Consider the following 16702-nt stretch of genomic DNA (forward strand, 5'->3'; position numbering starts at 1 on the left):
TTCAGGAGTGCGTTATGGACAGTCTCAATCTTAATAAACATATTTCCGGCCAGTTCAACGCCGAACTGGAAAGCATCCGCACGCAGGTGATGACCATGGGCGGCATGGTGGAGCAGCAGCTTTCTGATGCAATCACCGCGATGCACAACCAGGACAGCGATCTGGCAAAACGCGTGATCGAAGGCGACAAGAACGTCAACATGATGGAAGTGGCAATCGATGAAGCCTGCGTGCGCATTATTGCCAAACGTCAGCCGACGGCGAGCGACCTGCGTCTGGTTATGGTTATCAGTAAAACCATTTCCGAGCTGGAGCGTATTGGCGACGTGGCGGATAAAATCTGTCGCACTGCACTGGAGAAATTCTCCCAGCAGCATCAGCCGTTGCTGGTAAGCCTGGAATCACTGGGGCGTCACACTATCCAGATGCTGCATGATGTGCTGGACGCGTTTGCGCGCATGGATATTGACGAAGCGGTGCGTATTTATCGTGAAGATAAAAAAGTCGATCAGGAGTACGAAGGTATCGTGCGCCAGCTGATGACTTACATGATGGAAGATTCGCGCACCATTCCGAGCGTACTTACCGCGCTGTTTTGCGCACGTTCAATCGAACGTATAGGTGACCGCTGCCAGAATATCTGTGAATACATCTTCTACTACGTGAAAGGGCAGGATTTCCGTCACGTCGGCGGCGATGAGCTGGATAAATTGCTGGCAGAGAAAGATTCGAAAGCGTAACGCTAAGCGTGCGCTGCACCTGGCTCTCTGCCCGGTAAAACTTACCGGGCAGAGTAGCATTACGAAAAATCGCCCCACAGTCTCAGCTTACCGCAGTGGAGACAGCGGAACAGATAACCCTGACAATCACCGCCGTTTTGCAAACATTTAGCTAGATCAGAATTTTTAATACCGAAATTTTCACAATCTTCTTCAAGATTGGCAAATTCATCGAGGCGATCTTTTATCTCATTCCAGCCCACATAGCCGATAAAAGCACAGAAATCGCCACAATGTGCGAGCCAGAATTCCTGCTGCCATCCATGATAACCTGGCGTGCGTTCAACCAACTCTTTCAGCATTTCGTCAGGATATGTGTTCTTAACACCGGCAAATTCGTCCTCTTCATCATACTCAAATTCAACGCCTTCAATGTTTGTATCATCCTGAAAACTACCTGCAAACTTTTCTGCCGCAGAACCGTCCGCAATGCACCACGGACAGAGATATTCAACTTCATCAACACAATAAAAAGGACCAGAGTAATAAACTGACGTCGGTTGTTCACAGCAATCGCACTCTACGGTTTTATCCTGCTTAAATGCGCCTGTTTCCAGTGGTTTTGGATGATATTTGAATAGGGGTAACGGCCTGATATTTTGAGTCATAGAAACATCCTGTCTGCTTTTGAGTAGCTTAAAGATAAAGCATCCCGCTTAGCGTAAAGAGTCTGTTTCAGGATATTAAATACCGAATCCTGGTAGACGCGTGATGCATTACCCGACGTTGAACTGACATATCAAACTCCCTTTGCTTACCTTTGAGCGCCTTGCCGGGCGGGGTAAGTGAAGGGAGTTTGAAGCGTTATGCCGTAATATTCCAGCCTCGTGCCTTCCAGAGTGCAGGTAACTGCGCCAACTCGGTAAAGGTGGTGACTTTCGGATGAACGATCGGCTTATTGTGCGGATCAGCGCAGAAGTAGAACACTTCCATACCGGCATCGATTCCTGACTGCGCACCGGCGCTGGAGTCATCGACCAGAATGCAGTTTTCAACGTTCACATTCATCGCTTTTGCCGCATGGAACATTAATGCCGGGTCGGGCTTCCAACGCTGAATGTCGTAACCGCTGAACAGTTTTTCCGGGAAATAGTGCAGCATATTGAGCTTACCAAGCGAATGCTGCATCTTGCTGACCGGACCGTTAGAGACGACGCACATCGGCACTTTCACACTAGCCAGCAATTCGTTCGCTCCTGCAATCACCTCAAGCTCGCTATCAAACAGGCGCGCCACTTCCGCACGGTAAACGTGTTCGGCATCGGCACGGACCATTTCTACGCCCTGTTCTTTGCTAATGATGTCGATGATTTCGTAGAGTTTTACGCCTTTAAAGCGGGTAAAAATTTCTTCAAGGTCAACGTTAATGCCAAATTCCCTGAACATCGTGACATAGGCTCGAGAGCAAATAACCTCACTGTCGACCAGCGTACCGTCGCAGTCGAAAAATACCGCTTCTATCTGGGACATGTCTTTCCTTTATCGTTAGTTTAACGTTTTCGTCAGGCATATTCGCATGACGCAATCGTTGCCGTATAAGCAAATACAATGAAAAAAAGTTATCTTCAGCCGTCCATATTGTCTCATTTTGGTATACGATAGCGACGTATTTTCCCTCCTTGTTCGGAAATAGATAATGAGTCAACAACACACAACCCAGGCTTCTGGCCAGGGGATGCTGGAACGCGTGTTTAAACTGCGCGAACATGGCACGACGGCACGGACCGAAGTGATCGCCGGTTTTACCACCTTCCTGACGATGGTTTACATCGTTTTTGTTAACCCGCAAATTCTCGGCGTTGCTGGCATGGACACCAGCGCCGTCTTCGTCACCACCTGTCTGATTGCTGCGTTCGGCAGTATTCTGATGGGGCTGTTTGCTAATCTTCCAGTTGCGCTAGCACCAGCTATGGGGCTGAACGCATTCTTCGCCTTTGTCGTTGTGCAGGCGATGGGCTTACCGTGGCAGGTCGGGATGGGCGCAATCTTCTGGGGCGCAATTGGTCTGCTGTTACTGACAATCTTCCGTGTTCGCTACTGGATGATTGCCAACATTCCGGTGAGTCTGCGTGTGGGGATCACCAGCGGTATCGGCCTGTTCATTGGCATGATGGGGCTGAAAAACGCAGGTGTGATTGTCGCTAATCCGGAAACGCTGGTGAGTATCGGTAATCTGACTTCTCACAGTGTGCTGCTGGGTATCCTCGGCTTCTTCATCATCGCCATTCTGGCTTCACGTAACATTCACGCAGCGGTGCTGGTTTCTATCGTGGTGACAACGCTGCTGGGCTGGATGTTGGGTGATGTGCACTACAACGGCATTGTCTCCGCGCCGCCGAGCGTGATGACCGTGGTGGGGCATGTGGATTTAGCTGGTTCATTCAACCTCGGACTGGCTGGCGTGATTTTCTCTTTCATGCTGGTTAACCTGTTTGACTCCTCCGGTACGCTGATTGGCGTGACTGATAAAGCAGGTCTGGCGGATGAGAAAGGTAAATTCCCGCGCATGAAGCAGGCGCTGTATGTCGACAGTATCTCTTCCGTGACCGGTTCGTTTATCGGTACTTCTTCTGTTACAGCGTATATTGAGTCCTCCTCCGGTGTTTCCGTTGGTGGGCGTACTGGTCTGACGGCAGTGGTTGTTGGTTTGCTGTTCCTGCTGGTTATCTTCCTGTCGCCGCTGGCGGGGATGGTGCCTGGCTACGCCGCGGCTGGCGCGCTCATTTACGTTGGCGTACTGATGACCTCAAGTCTTGCGCGTGTGAAATGGCAGGATCTCACCGAATCCGTTCCGGCGTTTATTACTGCCGTGATGATGCCGTTTAGCTTCTCGATTACCGAAGGCATTGCGCTGGGCTTTATCTCCTACTGCGTGATGAAAATCGGTACAGGCCGTCTGCGCGACCTTAGCCCGTGCGTGATTATCGTGGCGCTGCTGTTTGTGCTGAAAATTGTCTTTATCGACGCCCACTAAAATCGATAGCGCGTTAAAAACCCGCCATGCATGATTGCTGGCGGGTTTTTTATTTAGATCTTAACGCGTTGAATAAACTCGCCAAATGCGGTCAACTGCCCGGTCAGGTGGTCCAGCGTTCCCGGATCAATCACTTCTCCAGTCTGTGGATCGACTTTGTTCTGAATCACGCCGCCCATAAACTCTGGTTTGTTCATTACCATTGCATCCAGGAAGACCAGAATCTGGCGCAGATGATACTGACAGCGTGCGCCGCCAATTACGCCCATTGAGCTGGTCTGAATCAACACCGGTTTACCGGCCAATGGCTGATCGGGCAGGCGGGAAAGCCAGTCGATGGCATTTTTCAGTCCACCCGGCACCGAGTAGTTATATTCCGGCGTCACGATCACCACACCATCCGCCTGACGAATCTGTTCCGCCAGAGCTTCAACCGTTGCTGGAAAACCGTCTTCCTGCTGTACGTCTGCGTCATATAAGGGAATGTCAGCAATAGATGGCAACGCGTTAACTTCCATACCCGCTGGGGCAATTTTCGGCAGGGTACGTGCAACCATGCCATTAAATGAACCTTTGCGCAGGCTTCCCAATAACGTAACCACCTTCAATTTTTCAGACATGATGACTCCTGTGGTTGTCTATCAATTTGGCAAAAATGACTTCACGGTAGAGAGCTGGGCAAAACGCATCATCCGGCTGGTAGGATTATTGGCGCGGCTGTGAATATCCGGCAGGCTTTTCCAGCCTTGCTTGCCATCAAACTCCCAGACATTGAGCTTTTCAATCGCTGGGCTGACCGCCACGGACCATACCAGCACTTCCTCTGCGTCGCATATCGCTTCTACATGATTTACATGGGCACATTTCAGGCGTCCCGCAATGGGCATCAACTGCAGATTTCGCGGGTCGTCATTCAAAACATCACCGGTAAGTTTTAGCACGCTTCGGCGCAGCGTGATGAGCTGTGCTCGCGCTTCGTTAGGATCGTTTTGCTTACTGATCCATAGTGATTCATTGCTGGAAAAAGCATGGTTATCGGGCGCGTGAGGGCTATGAAACCCACGAGTCGCGCGCTGTAGTTCCATATCGAGGCCACATTCACCTTCAGTTGTTAACGCCACTCCGACCATGTTTCCGGCATAGGCTATTGAAAATGATGGTAAATTTCTATCGTGGAAAACCGGCTTTCCTTTAGCCTGGGTGACGATTTCCGGCAATTCACTAATGCCGTACAGCAAGAACATCAGTTCTGCGAGTAAACCTCTGGACGCCAGGAAACGACTTTGACGATGAGGGGGAAGATTTAGGGCTTCTTGATGACACTGGGAGGGTAGACGAACAGATATCAGGTGTCCTTCCGTTAAAATCCCTCGGGCAAAGTGAGTCGCCATTTTTCGCTCCATGCTTAATGGTCCATTATGAATACAGAGTAATCATTTACTGAAATTATGGACAGACTAAAGCGGCGAAAAGTTCGATTCAGACAAATTTATTACATGTTTTTTACATTTTATCGCGAAATATGGTCGCGTTTTATACGATTTAATTATGTCATCGAGGCGTAAAGATTTTTAATGGTTTCCCGTAACCAGACGATCTTCGGGTTATGGCTGTTCCGTTTGTGCCACAGCAGAGTAAACGGCACTTCCAGCTTTTTTTGCTGGATTTCGTCAAACGGGAGAGGGAGTGCAACCAGTGGAAGCTGGTGGAGTTGGTTGTAGTACTGACAGTAGCGCGGTGCGGTCGCCAGTAGCAGATTGTCGGGCTGCGCCGCCATAAACAGTGACTGCTCGAATTCCGGCAGACTCATGGCAATCGTGCGTTCGCGTCCTGATTCCTGCAACACATTGTCCAGCGCCCAGGTATCGCTCTGTTCCCAGCAAATGCTGATATGTGGATAACGTACAAAAGTATCCAGATCCCATTCTTCACGCAGCGCCGGATGATCTTTGCGCAACCAGACGCACGGTAAGTCTGTAAATAATACGTCATAATCAATAGACAACGGCAGAAGACTAAGCTGTTCTCGCGAGCGTGGGTGGCTTTCTCGTCCGGTAAAACCGATATCCACTTCGCCACGAATAATTGCATCCAACGAGTCATAATCCCAGTTGCGCAGTTTAATCGTCGCCTGTGGGTAACGCTGGTAAATATGTTTCGACAGCGCATTAAACATAATCATCATCAGCGGCGATTCTGCTGCCAGCTCAAACTTCAGACCACGTGGCGTTTGGTGGTGCGGTTTATCCAGCAGCAGATTGCTCATTTGCATCCACTCCGCCAGATTTTGCTCCATGCTGACCATCAGCGGCGTTGGCGTCAGGCCCAGCGGTGAGTTCACAAAGAGCAGGTCATCAAACCATATCCGAAGCTTTGCCAGAGATTTGCTCACCGCCGAAGGCGTCACGTTCATCCGCTTCGCCGTTTTGGTCACGCTGCGCTCCTGCATCAGCAGTTGCAGGCAGAACAGCAAATTCAGATCAAGTGTGGTGATGGATTTCTTCATGAGCGGTAACGGGGCGTCCAGGCGCGACGAGCATAATCAGCAACAGGCTCACTATGCTACAGGCAATCAGAATCCCGATCAGCATATTCCATGCGCCTACGCCGACTACCGCCGCTAGCCAAATCCACAGTGATGAACCGCAAACCTGTGCAATGCCTAATGTCGAACTGGCTACGCCCGCGCGTAATGAAAACGGCCCTAACGCCTGACTCATTGCCACGCCGAATCCCACTGAAAAACCAGCGCAAATCAACGTGATGCCAAACAGCGAAACTGCATGGGAAGGCGAAAACGCAAGAATGATTCCCGCCGCCAGAAATAACACCTGCGAGGTGATCATCAACGTACGTGGCTTAAAAATCCCCAACGCAAATGGCGTGGAGAATGATACGGTCATGCTAACACCTGCGGTCAACGCCATAATGGTGGCGTATTCTCCGCGCGCAAAGCCCATGATTTCCATCATCAATACTGGCGACGTATTCACGAAGGTAAGGATGACTGAGACGCTGAGGGTGGTGATAAGCACTCGGCTGAGGAAAAAGCGGTTAAGCAAAGACTCGGTATTTTCTCGTGTTTTGCCCGAAGCGGCAGGTGCCGCAGGGCGGGTTTCTTTTAAAATAAACAATGACAACACGAGTACCGCGACACCCATCAGCGCCATTACCCAGAACAGGCTCTGCCACGGGAACTTAAGCATAATCAGGTGGCCAAGCACTGGCGCTAACACCGGAATGATGCAAGTAATGCCGTTGAGTAATGACAGCACTTTTGCCCGACGTCGATCGTCCAGCGTGTCGCGTAAAATCGCGAATGCCACCACGTAACAACAGCCCGCGCCGAGTCCCTGCAGAAAGCGTCCTGCAAGAAATAACGCGCTGGTTTCAGCCAGTGAACAGAGCACAGAGGCGATAATAAATAGCGCCGCGCCGGGGATGGCGACAGGTTTTCTCCCTGAACGGTCGGCCACTTTCCCGGCAAATAACATTGCTGCTGCCATCCCCGCAAGGTAAACGGAGAACGCAATATGCAACTGCGCTTCGCTGGCATTGAGATCGGCGGCGATGCGCGGTAAGCCGACCAGGTACATATCAATACCTGCGGGATAGAGTAAAACCAGAGCAAAACTACAAATTAAAAAGCGGGACATGGGATAAAGCGTCCTGACGGGAAGGTGACGCAAAGCATACGTGGTGAAGGAGAATCAGGCGAGTTGCCATTTGGACAAAAGAGATTTCCTTTCAGGCAAGAAGCCAGCGAATGACCGCTGGCTTCTTTAAGGGCTTAGCCAAATTTAGGTAACACGTTAAATACGTTGCCGAACCAGCACAAAATCACGGTGATACCAAAGAGAATGACAATCGCCGGAATAAGATTGCCGCCCCAGACCGTAAATATCTGATTGGGAAACTTCTTGCGAGCTTTGATTGCCAGCACCGCGGGGATAATGACCGCCCAGATGGTGGCGCACAGTCCGGCACCGCCAATCCCGTAAATAAAGCCATTCGGGAAGACGAGATACAACAAAGCGGGTGGCAGGAAGGTTAACAGCACGGTTTTGAAACGTCCGCCGTGGGAGTTATCAATCTTAAACAGATCCGCCAGGTAATCGAACAGCCCAAGCGTGACGCCAAAGAACGAACTGGCGACAGCTAAGTTGGAGAACACCAGCAGGCAAAATTCGATAATGCCATGCTGTTTGGTGCCGAGGAACGTTTTTACCAGTGAATCAACGTTGCCGCCCGAGGAGATAATCGCTTTAAAACTTTCTCGCGAGATATTCCCCATCGTGCAATAAAGCCAGAAGAGATAAATCACCAGTGCCAGCAGCGAGCCGAAAACTACGCTTTTGATTAGTTTATCTTTCTTTTTGCCATAGCAAATAATCAGACTGGGAATATTGCCGTGGAAACCAAATGACGCCAGACACACCGGCAAAGCCATAAAGATATACGGGAAGTAAGACGTCCCCGCAGTCGTGCTGGTGGAATCGCGCAGAATGGAATAATCGACCTGGAAGAAGAAAGAACCAAACACGATCACAAAGGAGATAATCTTCAGCCCGAGGAACAACGAGGTAATACGACTGGCGGCTAAAGAGCTTATCCACAATACGCTGGCAACGAAAATGGCCGTACAGATCCCGACAATGCGTGGATTAGCGTGATAGCCCAAATTCATCGATATCGTTTCGCTAATGATTGCGCCGTTAGCAGAGATATAAGCATAAGTAAGAATATAGAGAACGAAGGCAACGGTAATACCGCTAATAATGTTCCAGGTGTTGCCAATTAAATCTTTGGTGATGGTGTTAAAACTGGAGCCGACGGGATAATTTAAGTTCGCTTCTAATAATAATAGGCCTGAATGTAACATTGAAAACCAGGCGATAATAAGAATAAAAGCGCCCCAAAAAAACCAGGCACCGGCAAGGTCAACTGGTAAAGCAAACATCCCACCGCCAATTACTGTACCGGCTATAACCATAACACCCCAAAATGCAGAGTGCTTTTTTTCTGATTGATCAGTCATGATGCCACCTTTAGAGGAAGGCTATTTTTGTTATTGAGGGTGTAGGGGAAATAGAGTGGCTAACATCCTTATAGCCACTCTGTAGTGTTAATTAAACTTCTTTCAGTTTTGCGGTGAAGTGACGCAATACTTTTGGTTCGTAGGTAAAGGTTAATCCTTTAATATTTGTCGCGTTCTCTTTCACATGTTTGAAGGCTTCAATAATGAAGTCCATATGTGTTTGGGTATATGTTGCGCGTGGAATGGTTAAACGCAGCAGTTCTGCCGGGCAAGGCAGTTGTTTACCGGTTTTCGGATCGCGACCTAACAGGAAGGAACCAATTTCTACCGCACGGATACCGGCAACTTTATACAATTCGCAAGCCAGTGCCTGTGCCGGGAATTGATCTGCCGGGATATGTGGCAACAGTTTACCGGCATCAACGAACGCAGCATGACCGCCCGCCTGCTGGCATACTACGCCAATCTCTTCCAGACCATCGACCAGATACTGCACCTGCGCAATACGATAAGCCAGCCAGTCATGGTTCATGCCGTCATACAGACCCACCGCCAGACGCTCCATCGCACCGCCTTCCAGACCACCATAAGTCGGGAAGCCTTCCTGCACTACGCACAGCGTTCTGCATTCGGTGTAGACATCGAAGAAGCTGTCGTCTTTCACGCACAGCAGGCCGCCCATCGGCACCATCGCATCTTTCTTGGCGGACATCGCCAGCATATCGGCATATTTATAGGTTTCGCGAGTGATCTGCTCGATAGTCCAGTCTTTATATTCCGCTTCACGCTGTTTGATGAAATAGGCGTTTTCGGCAAAGCGCGCGGAGTCCATCACTACCGGAATATCGTATTTCTTCGCAATGCTGTACATCGCTTTCATATTTGCCAGTGAAACCGGCTGGCCACCTGCGGAGTTGCTGGTAATGGTCGCAACGATATACGGCACGTTATTCGGGCCAACTTCTTCAATACCGCGTTCTAATCCTTCGAGGTCAAAGTTGCCTTTAAAGTCGTAACGTACGCCAGTATCGAAGGCTTCTTTGATATAGACGTTACGCACGGTACAGCCGTTAATCTGGCTATGGCCCTGAGTGGTATCGAAGAAATAGTTAGAGAACGCCACCATTTTGCTGCGATCCAGACCTTTTTCCTGCTCGCGTTTTTTAATCAGTACCGGAATATAGATTTGCTCTGCGCCACGGCCCTGGTGGGTCGGAATAGTGTATTGATAACCAAAGATATTTTTTACTGATTCGGCTAACGCATAGTAGCTGCGGCTGCCACTGTAGGCTTCGTCGCCGCGCATCATCGCTGCCTGCATACTTTGAGTTACCGCCCCAGTGCCGCTGTCGGTCAGTAAATCGATAAACACATCTTCGCTATCCAGCAGGAACGGGTTCATACCAGATTTAATAATCGCTTCTTCACGGTAAGCGCGAGTCGTACGTTTTACTGGCTCAATAACACGAATGCGGAACGGTTCAGGGAGATGTTTAAAGTTTTCCATTGCATAATCCTTCATTTATTTTAATTACAGTGATCCCTGTGAATATTGCGTCTGCAATAACCATTAATTCACCATATTTATGTATACGAGTACATTTATTTAGACGAGCAAATAGATAAAGCAATAATGGCTTGTCTAAAAGGTAAAATTAAGGCATGGCAAACTAATAGATCACATTGAATCTAATTGGTTTGACTCTGGTGATGGCTACAGAAGGGCAAATTAAGGGCGGTGATCGACAATCCTGTTGTCAATATTGAACCACTTTGAGGTCACACATATATGTAAGATATTCATAATGCACTTATCCTCGAAAGACATGTTGCTACACTATTACATTAAGATTTTTATATCTATTCCTAAGTTTATTAAATGTGAATCGAATCACAATCGTTCGAGATGCATTATTAAATGTTTTTTTTCAGAAAAATATGCTGCATTAAAATTTTAATGTTTATAAGATGAATTGATTAATAAAAAGTATGCAAACAGGAAAACAAAGCCGCATCCTGATTACCAGATGCGGCTTCGTAAGTGCGGTTACTTACCGATACAGAAGCTGGAGAAAATCCGCCCCAGTAGGTCGTCAGAGGTAAACTCTCCGGTAATCTCGCTCAAGTTCTGCTGCGCCAGGCGCAGCTCTTCCGCCAGCAATTCGCCCGCCCATGCGCCCAACAGCTGTGCTTTACCTTGCTGCAAATGCTCCGCCGCCTGTTCCAGCGCCTGTAGGTGACGACGGCGCGCCAGGAAGCCGCCTTCCATGTTGGTGTCAAAGCCCATGCTCTGTTTGAGATGGTTACGCAGCACGTCCACACCTTCACCAGTTCTTGCCGAGAGACGAATCAACGCGTGACCGTTCACTTCGCTCATTCCCAGCGTTTCGCCGGTGATATCGGCTTTATTGCGCACGACGGTGATCGGTAGTTTCGCAGGCAGACGGGCGATAAATTCCGGCCAGATCTCTGCCGGATCAACGGCATCTGTCGTGGTGCCATCGACCATAAACAGCACGCGGTCGGCCTGTTCAATTTCCTGCCACGCACGCTCGATACCAATACGTTCAACTTCGTCACTGGCTTCACGTAGCCCGGCGGTGTCGATGATATGCAGCGGCATTCCGTCAATGTGGATATGCTCACGCAGCACGTCACGCGTGGTTCCGGCGATATCAGTTACGATCGCCGCTTCACGCCCAGCCAGCGCGTTCAGCAGGCTCGATTTACCGGCGTTAGGACGCCCGGCAATCACCACTTTCATCCCTTCGCGCAACAGGCTGCCCTGACGAGCTTCGGCGCGTACCGCGTCAAGATCGGCAATTACGTCATTGAGCTGGGCTTCAATTTTGCCGTCGGAGAGGAAATCGATCTCTTCATCGGGGAAATCAATCGCCGCTTCGACGTAAATGCGCAAGTGGGTGAGGGCTTCTACCAGATGGTTAACCCGTGCGGAGAACGCGCCTTGCAGCGAATTAAGCGCCGAACGGGCTGCCTGTTCCGAACTGGCGTCGATCAGATCGGCAATCGCTTCTGCCTGGGCTAAGTCGAGTTTATCGTTAAGAAACGCGCGTTCGGAAAACTCACCCGGTCGGGCAATCCGCAGGCCGGGAATGGTCAGAATACGTTTTAACAGCAGGTCGAGGATCACCGGACCGCCATGACCCTGCAGTTCCAGCACATCTTCGCCGGTGAACGAGTTCGGGCCAGGGAACCATAGCGCAATCCCCTGATCGAGCACGCTGCCGTCGGCGTCTTTAAACGGAAGATAATCGGCGTAGCGTGGCTTAGGCAGTTTACCCAGCATGGTTTCGGCAACCTCACGGGCTTTGAGGCCGGAGATGCGCAGGATGCCAACGCCGCCACGTCCCGGAGGCGTGGCCTGGGCTACGATAGTGTCATTATCGCTCATGATGTTCCTGTTGCTTTGTGTGGCGGATGCGCGGTGCTTATCCGCCCTACGAAAAGAAAAAAGGCGGTCAACTGACCGCCCTTATTTTAGCGAAAACTCACCGAATCAGGATTTTTTCTTCTCGCGGCTATGCAGGCCACGTTTTTCCAGACCACGGTAAATCAGCTGCTGCTGAATAATGGTAACCAGGTTGCTGACGATATAGTACAGCACCAGACCTGACGGGAACCACAGGAAGAACACGGTGAAGATGACCGGCATAAAGGTCATGATCTTCTGCTGCATCGGGTCGGTCACAGTGGTCGGCGACATCTTCTGAATGAAGAACATCGTTACGCCCATCAGGATCGGCAGGATGTAGTACGGGTCCTGTGCAGACAGGTCGTGGATCCACAGTGCAAACGGCGCCTGACGCAGTTCAACGGAACCCATCAGCATGTAGTACAACGCCAGGAAGATTGGCATCTGGATAATCAGCGGGAAGCAGCCGCCCAGCGGGTTAACCTTCTCAGCTTTGTACAGCGCCATCATTTCCTGGCTGATACGCTGTTTGTCATCGCCCAGACGCTCACGCATAGCCTGAATCTTCGGCTGCAGCATACGCATCTTCGCCATGGAGGTGTACTGCGCTTTGGTCAGCGGGTACATGATGCCACGAACGATAAAGGTGATGATGATAATGGAGAAGCCCCAGTTACCCACAAAGCTATGGATCCATTTCAGCAGTTTGAACAGCGGCTGAGAGATGAACCACAACCAACCGTAATCAACGGTCAGATCCAGGTGCGGAGCAACAGCTGCCATTTTGTCCTGAATTTCAGGGCCGACCCACAGGGTGCTGTTCATCGCGCCAGTCTGACCTGGCTGAACCAGTACCGGCTGAGATTTATAGCCGATAGCGGCGATGCCGTTACCCAGATTAGCGGTGTAGAAGTTGTTGGTGCCATCGTTATGTGGGATCCACGCAGTCGCGAAATACTGTTGCAGCATCGCCACCCAACCACCTTTCGAAGAGATGTTCAGGTTTTCGTTATCGGCAATGGTATCGAACTTGTATTTCTCGTACTTCTCGTCAGGCGTGGAGTACGCCGCGCCACGGAAGGTATGCAGTGCGAAGTTGCTGCTTCCAGTATCGAGATGCGGTGGCAGATTGATGGATTGCTTCAACTGACCAAAGGTGGAGATCTCCAGCGGTTTTTCGCCAGCGTTCTGCACGTTGTAGTTGACGTTGACAGCGTAATCACCACGTTTCAGGACAAACGTTTTGGTAAACGTGTTGCCTGCCGCGTCGGTATACGTCATCGGCACCTGCAGTTCGTTTTGACCTTCAGCCAGCACATAAGCGTCTTTTTCAACGTTATACAGCGGACGCGGGCCGTTAGCCGGGTTATCCGGGCCATCACGACCGGTCAGACCGCTCTGTGCCTGATAAATAAACTGCGGTGAAGTTTCCAGCAGCTGGAACGGCTGGGTAGAGTTCAGCTCTTTCGGGTAAGCCGGGAGCAGAGCCTGTTCAACATCACCACCACGGGTGTTGATGGTCAGATCAAGCACGTCGGTCTTAACCGAAATCAGTTTCCCCTGGCCACTGGCCGGTACGCCCTGGTCGGCGGCGCTACCCGCTGCGGTGGTCGTTGTCTGCGTGGTCTGTTGGGCCTGAGGTTGCGGGTTTTTATCCTGCTCCCAGGCTTGCCAGATCATGAAAGACACGAACAGCAAAGCGATGACTAAAAGATTGCGTTGCGAATCCATCGTTAGTGTTCTCTGGTATCAAATGGTCCGGGCGGGACGGGATCGTCACCACCAGGGTGTAAAGGGTGGCATTTTAATACGCGTTTCACCGTCAACCAACTGCCTTTTATCACTCCAAACCTGCGCAATGCCTCAATTCCGTAGCTTGAACAGGTTGGAGTGAAACGACAATGCGGCCCGAGTAGCGGACTAATCAGGCGTTGATAGACCCGAATGAGGGCTATCAGGACCCGCGAGCCAGGCGACAGTGGCGGCGCCATAATTTTTCCAACGCTTCCGAGAGAGCACGGTTATCGAGGTCGGCAACCCCTTTTTTCGCCACCACCACGAAATCCATAGCCGGGAGTTCATGTTGGCGCAGACGGAAGCTTTCACGCGTCAGACGTTTAATCCGATTGCGTTCATGCGCGCGTCGAACGTTTTTCTTGGCGACAGTAAGACCGATACGGGGATGCCCCAGCGAATTCAGGCGGCCGAGAATGGTAATTTGCGGCGTGCCAGCCCGTTGTGGCTGCTGGAAGACGAATGTGAATTGACTGGGAGTTAACAAACGTAACTCCCTGGGAAATGCGAGCTTAACCACGCAGGGGTTAGCTATATTACTTAGAAACGGTCAGACGAGCGCGGCCTTTAGCACGACGACGTGCCAGAACCTGACGACCATTTTTAGTAGCCATACGAGCACGGAAGCCGTGAGAACGGTTGCGCTTCAGTACAGACGGTTGAAAAGTGCGTTTCATGGCGATTTCTACCTAAACTTGAATAAATTCAATGGCTTTATTGGATATCCGCCGAAAAATGAAACGATGGACACCGAAGCCATGGGTGATTAAAGAGGCCGGATTGTAATAATTGTACACTCCGGAGTCAATTCTCTTTCCTTATTTACCGCGCTTTTCCGCACCTTTTCGCTGGGAAAATGTACGGTCTCACACCAGTGAAAACCAGCATGGCGCGCCGGGGCGAGGATTATACGGGCTACCGGGTAAAGCGCAAGGATCGTCCAGGATCTTTATTAGATCGATTAAGCCTAATTTTGTCTAAGGTCATTAAATTTTCCAATATGCGGCGTAAATCGTGCCCGCCTTGCGGCAGGATCGTTTACACTTAGCGAGTTCTGGAAAGCCCTGTGGATAAATCGGGAAAATCTGTGAGAAACAGAAGATCTCTTGCGCAGTTTAGGCTATGATCCGCGGTCCCGATCGTTTTGCAGGATCTTGATCGGGCATATAACCGCAGACAGCGGTTCGTGCGTCACCCTCATGCAGGGTCTTTTCGACGTGCGTCAACAATCATGAATGTTTCAGCCTTAGTCATAATCGACTTTTGTTCGAGTGGAGTCCGCCGTGTCACTTTCGCTTTGGCAGCAGTGTCTTGCCCGATTGCAGGATGAGTTACCAGCCACAGAATTCAGTATGTGGATACGCCCATTGCAGGCGGAACTGAGCGATAACACGCTGGCCTTGTACGCGCCAAACCGTTTTGTCCTCGATTGGGTAAGGGACAAGTACCTCAATAATATCAATGGACTGCTAACCAGTTTCTGTGGAGCGGATGCCCCACAGCTGCGTTTTGAAGTGGGCACAAAGCCCGTGACACAAACGCTGAAAGTCCCTGCCAGCAATACAGTTGCACCCGCTCAGGCAGCGCAGGTGCAGCCGCAACGTGCTGCGCCTTCTACGCGCTCAGGCTGGGATAACGTTCCGGCTCCGGCAGAACCGACCTATCGTTCCAACGTCAACGTTAAACATACGTTTGATAACTTCGTCGAAGGTAAATCTAACCAACTGGCGCGCGCGGCGGCTCGCCAGGTGGCAGACAACCCGGGCGGCGCCTATAACCCGCTGTTCCTTTATGGCGGCACGGGGCTGGGTAAAACTCACCTGCTGCATGCGGTGGGTAATGGCATTATGGCGCGCAAGCCGAATGCCAAAGTGGTTTATATGCACTCCGAACGCTTTGTTCAGGACATGGTAAAAGCCCTGCAAAACAATGCGATCGAAGAGTTTAAACGCTACTACCGTTCCGTTGATGCGCTGCTGATCGACGATATTCAGTTTTTCGCCAATAAAGAACGATCCCAGGAAGAGTTTTTCCATACCTTTAACGCCCTGCTGGAAGGTAATCAGCAGATCATCCTCACGTCGGATCGCTATCCGAAAGAGATCAACGGTGTTGAGGATCGTTTGAAATCTCGCTTCGGCTGGGGGCTGACTGTGGCGATCGAACCGCCAGAGCTGGAAACCCGCGTGGCGATCCTGATGAAAAAGGCCGACGAAAACGACATTCGTTTGCCGGGCGAAGTGGCGTTCTTTATCGCCAAGCGTCTACGATCTAACGTACGTGAGCTGGAAGGGGCGCTGAACCGCGTCATTGCTAACGCCAACTTTACCGGACGGGCGATCACGATTGACTTCGTACGTGAGGCGCTGCGCGACTTACTGGCTTTGCAGGAAAAACTGGTCACTATCGACAATATTCAGAAGACGGTGGCAGAGTACTACAAGATCAAAGTCGCGGATCTCCTTTCCAAACGTCGATCCCGCTCGGTAGCACGTCCACGTCAGATGGCGATGGCGCTGGCGAAAGAACTGACTAACCACAGTCTGCCGGAGATTGGCGATGCGTTTGGTGGTCGTGACCACACGACGGTGCTTCATGCCTGCCGTAAGATCGAGCAATTGCGTGAAGAGAGCCACGATATCAAAGAAGATTTCTCTAATTTAATCAGAACATTGTCATCGTAA

At 50.6% G+C, this 16702-nt stretch carries 18 protein-coding genes; 3 read left to right on the forward strand and 15 right to left on the reverse strand.

Annotated features, from left to right (window positions below; all coding sequences use genetic code 11):
• The first annotated feature begins 14 nt into the window (after window positions 1-14).
• Complete coding sequence (gene phoU / locus FFT88_RS12915) at window positions 15-740, forward strand: phosphate signaling complex protein PhoU (RefSeq protein WP_130206818.1); 726 nt, start codon at window positions 15-17, stop codon at window positions 738-740.
• 59 nt (window positions 741-799) lie between these two features.
• On the opposite strand, the gene cbrC is transcribed toward phoU, so the two are convergent.
• The gene (cbrC, locus tag FFT88_RS12920) at window positions 800-1387 is read right to left on the reverse strand and encodes a PF03691 family colicin E2 tolerance protein CbrC (protein ID WP_130222515.1); all 588 of its coding nucleotides are present in this window, start codon (window positions 1385-1387) and stop codon (window positions 800-802) included.
• Between the two features lie 196 nt (window positions 1388-1583).
• A complete protein-coding gene (yieH, locus tag FFT88_RS12925; protein WP_135403725.1) occupies window positions 1584-2249 on the reverse strand; it encodes a 6-phosphogluconate phosphatase in 666 nt (221 codons plus the stop codon).
• Between the two features lie 166 nt (window positions 2250-2415).
• Between yieH and adeP the strand changes: the two genes are divergently transcribed.
• A complete protein-coding gene (gene adeP / locus FFT88_RS12930) occupies window positions 2416-3753 on the forward strand; it encodes an adenine permease AdeP (protein ID WP_064525932.1) in 1338 nt (445 codons plus the stop codon).
• Window positions 3754-3806: 53 nt separating this feature from the next.
• Here adeP and yieF read toward each other — a convergent pair whose 3' ends face one another.
• The 13 genes from yieF to FFT88_RS12995 form a co-directional block, all read right to left on the reverse strand.
• Window positions 3807-4373 (reverse strand): class I chromate reductase YieF, encoded by a 567-nt coding sequence (gene yieF, locus FFT88_RS12935; RefSeq protein ID WP_130215096.1) that lies wholly within the window; start codon window positions 4371-4373, stop codon window positions 3807-3809.
• A 21-nt stretch (window positions 4374-4394) separates the two neighbouring features.
• The gene (locus FFT88_RS12940; RefSeq protein ID WP_130258394.1) at window positions 4395-5144 is read right to left on the reverse strand and encodes a 4'-phosphopantetheinyl transferase superfamily protein; all 750 of its coding nucleotides are present in this window, start codon (window positions 5142-5144) and stop codon (window positions 4395-4397) included.
• A 155-nt stretch (window positions 5145-5299) separates the two neighbouring features.
• Complete coding sequence (yidZ, locus tag FFT88_RS12945; protein ID WP_135403724.1) at window positions 5300-6259, reverse strand: HTH-type transcriptional regulator YidZ; 960 nt, start codon at window positions 6257-6259, stop codon at window positions 5300-5302.
• On the reverse strand, window positions 6234-7409 hold the full coding sequence (gene mdtL, locus FFT88_RS12950; protein ID WP_135403723.1) for a multidrug efflux MFS transporter MdtL: 1176 nt from the start codon (window positions 7407-7409) through the stop codon (window positions 6234-6236). Before mdtL ends, yidZ begins: the two co-directional genes overlap by 26 nt.
• Window positions 7410-7543: 134 nt before the next feature.
• Window positions 7544-8791, reverse strand: a complete 1248-nt coding sequence (tnaB, locus tag FFT88_RS12955; RefSeq protein WP_130215102.1) for a low affinity tryptophan permease TnaB — start codon at window positions 8789-8791, stop codon at window positions 7544-7546.
• Between the two features lie 91 nt (window positions 8792-8882).
• On the reverse strand, window positions 8883-10298 hold the full coding sequence (tnaA, locus tag FFT88_RS12960; protein ID WP_130206804.1) for a tryptophanase: 1416 nt from the start codon (window positions 10296-10298) through the stop codon (window positions 8883-8885).
• A gap of 222 nt (window positions 10299-10520) precedes the next feature.
• A complete protein-coding gene (gene tnaC, locus FFT88_RS12965) occupies window positions 10521-10595 on the reverse strand; it encodes a tryptophanase leader peptide (protein WP_127447239.1) in 75 nt (24 codons plus the stop codon).
• A 243-nt stretch (window positions 10596-10838) separates the two neighbouring features.
• Complete coding sequence (mnmE, locus tag FFT88_RS12970) at window positions 10839-12203, reverse strand: tRNA uridine-5-carboxymethylaminomethyl(34) synthesis GTPase MnmE (protein ID WP_135403722.1); 1365 nt, start codon at window positions 12201-12203, stop codon at window positions 10839-10841.
• A gap of 105 nt (window positions 12204-12308) precedes the next feature.
• Complete coding sequence (yidC, locus tag FFT88_RS12975; protein WP_064525945.1) at window positions 12309-13955, reverse strand: membrane protein insertase YidC; 1647 nt, start codon at window positions 13953-13955, stop codon at window positions 12309-12311.
• Between the two features lie 2 nt (window positions 13956-13957).
• A complete protein-coding gene (gene yidD, locus FFT88_RS12980) occupies window positions 13958-14215 on the reverse strand; it encodes a membrane protein insertion efficiency factor YidD (protein WP_001307474.1) in 258 nt (85 codons plus the stop codon).
• Entirely contained in the window at window positions 14179-14538 is a 360-nt protein-coding gene (gene rnpA, locus FFT88_RS12985; RefSeq protein WP_000239730.1) for a ribonuclease P protein component, read from the reverse strand. Before rnpA ends, yidD begins: the two co-directional genes overlap by 37 nt.
• Before the next feature lie 16 nt (window positions 14539-14554).
• The gene (gene rpmH, locus FFT88_RS12990; protein ID WP_000831330.1) at window positions 14555-14695 is read right to left on the reverse strand and encodes a 50S ribosomal protein L34; all 141 of its coding nucleotides are present in this window, start codon (window positions 14693-14695) and stop codon (window positions 14555-14557) included.
• Between the two features lie 238 nt (window positions 14696-14933).
• Window positions 14934-15005, reverse strand: coding sequence for a hypothetical protein (locus FFT88_RS12995; RefSeq protein ID WP_123057980.1), 72 nt, complete (start codon window positions 15003-15005; stop codon window positions 14934-14936).
• A gap of 296 nt (window positions 15006-15301) precedes the next feature.
• Between FFT88_RS12995 and dnaA the strand changes: the two genes are divergently transcribed.
• Window positions 15302-16702 carry a chromosomal replication initiator protein DnaA gene (dnaA, locus tag FFT88_RS13000; protein WP_000059100.1) on the forward strand — a complete coding sequence of 467 codons (1401 nt, stop codon included), beginning with the start codon at window positions 15302-15304 and terminating at the stop codon, window positions 16700-16702.

The sequence above is a fragment of the Escherichia sp. E4930 genome (assembly GCF_005845405.1).
Classification (GTDB): domain Bacteria; phylum Pseudomonadota; class Gammaproteobacteria; order Enterobacterales; family Enterobacteriaceae; genus Escherichia.

Coding starts and splice junctions, on each gene's coding strand:
- yieF (WP_130215096.1), bottom strand. CDS start 4,373: ATGTCTGAAAAATTGAAGGTGGTTACGTTATTGGGAAGCCTGCGCAAA.
- adeP (WP_064525932.1), top strand. CDS start 2,416: ATGAGTCAACAACACACAACCCAGGCTTCTGGCCAGGGGATGCTGGAA.
- tnaB (WP_130215102.1), bottom strand. CDS start 8,791: ATGACTGATCAATCAGAAAAAAAGCACTCTGCATTTTGGGGTGTTATG.
- tnaA (WP_130206804.1), bottom strand. CDS start 10,298: ATGGAAAACTTTAAACATCTCCCTGAACCGTTCCGCATTCGTGTTATT.
- mdtL (WP_135403723.1), bottom strand. CDS start 7,409: ATGTCCCGCTTTTTAATTTGTAGTTTTGCTCTGGTTTTACTCTATCCC.
- mnmE (WP_135403722.1), bottom strand. CDS start 12,203: ATGAGCGATAATGACACTATCGTAGCCCAGGCCACGCCTCCGGGACGT.
- yidC (WP_064525945.1), bottom strand. CDS start 13,955: ATGGATTCGCAACGCAATCTTTTAGTCATCGCTTTGCTGTTCGTGTCT.
- yidZ (WP_135403724.1), bottom strand. CDS start 6,259: ATGAAGAAATCCATCACCACACTTGATCTGAATTTGCTGTTCTGCCTG.
- cbrC (WP_130222515.1), bottom strand. CDS start 1,387: ATGACTCAAAATATCAGGCCGTTACCCCTATTCAAATATCATCCAAAA.
- yidD (WP_001307474.1), bottom strand. CDS start 14,215: ATGGCGCCGCCACTGTCGCCTGGCTCGCGGGTCCTGATAGCCCTCATT.
- rpmH (WP_000831330.1), bottom strand. CDS start 14,695: ATGAAACGCACTTTTCAACCGTCTGTACTGAAGCGCAACCGTTCTCAC.
- FFT88_RS12940 (WP_130258394.1), bottom strand. CDS start 5,144: ATGGCGACTCACTTTGCCCGAGGGATTTTAACGGAAGGACACCTGATA.
- yieH (WP_135403725.1), bottom strand. CDS start 2,249: ATGTCCCAGATAGAAGCGGTATTTTTCGACTGCGACGGTACGCTGGTC.
- phoU (WP_130206818.1), top strand. CDS start 15: ATGGACAGTCTCAATCTTAATAAACATATTTCCGGCCAGTTCAACGCC.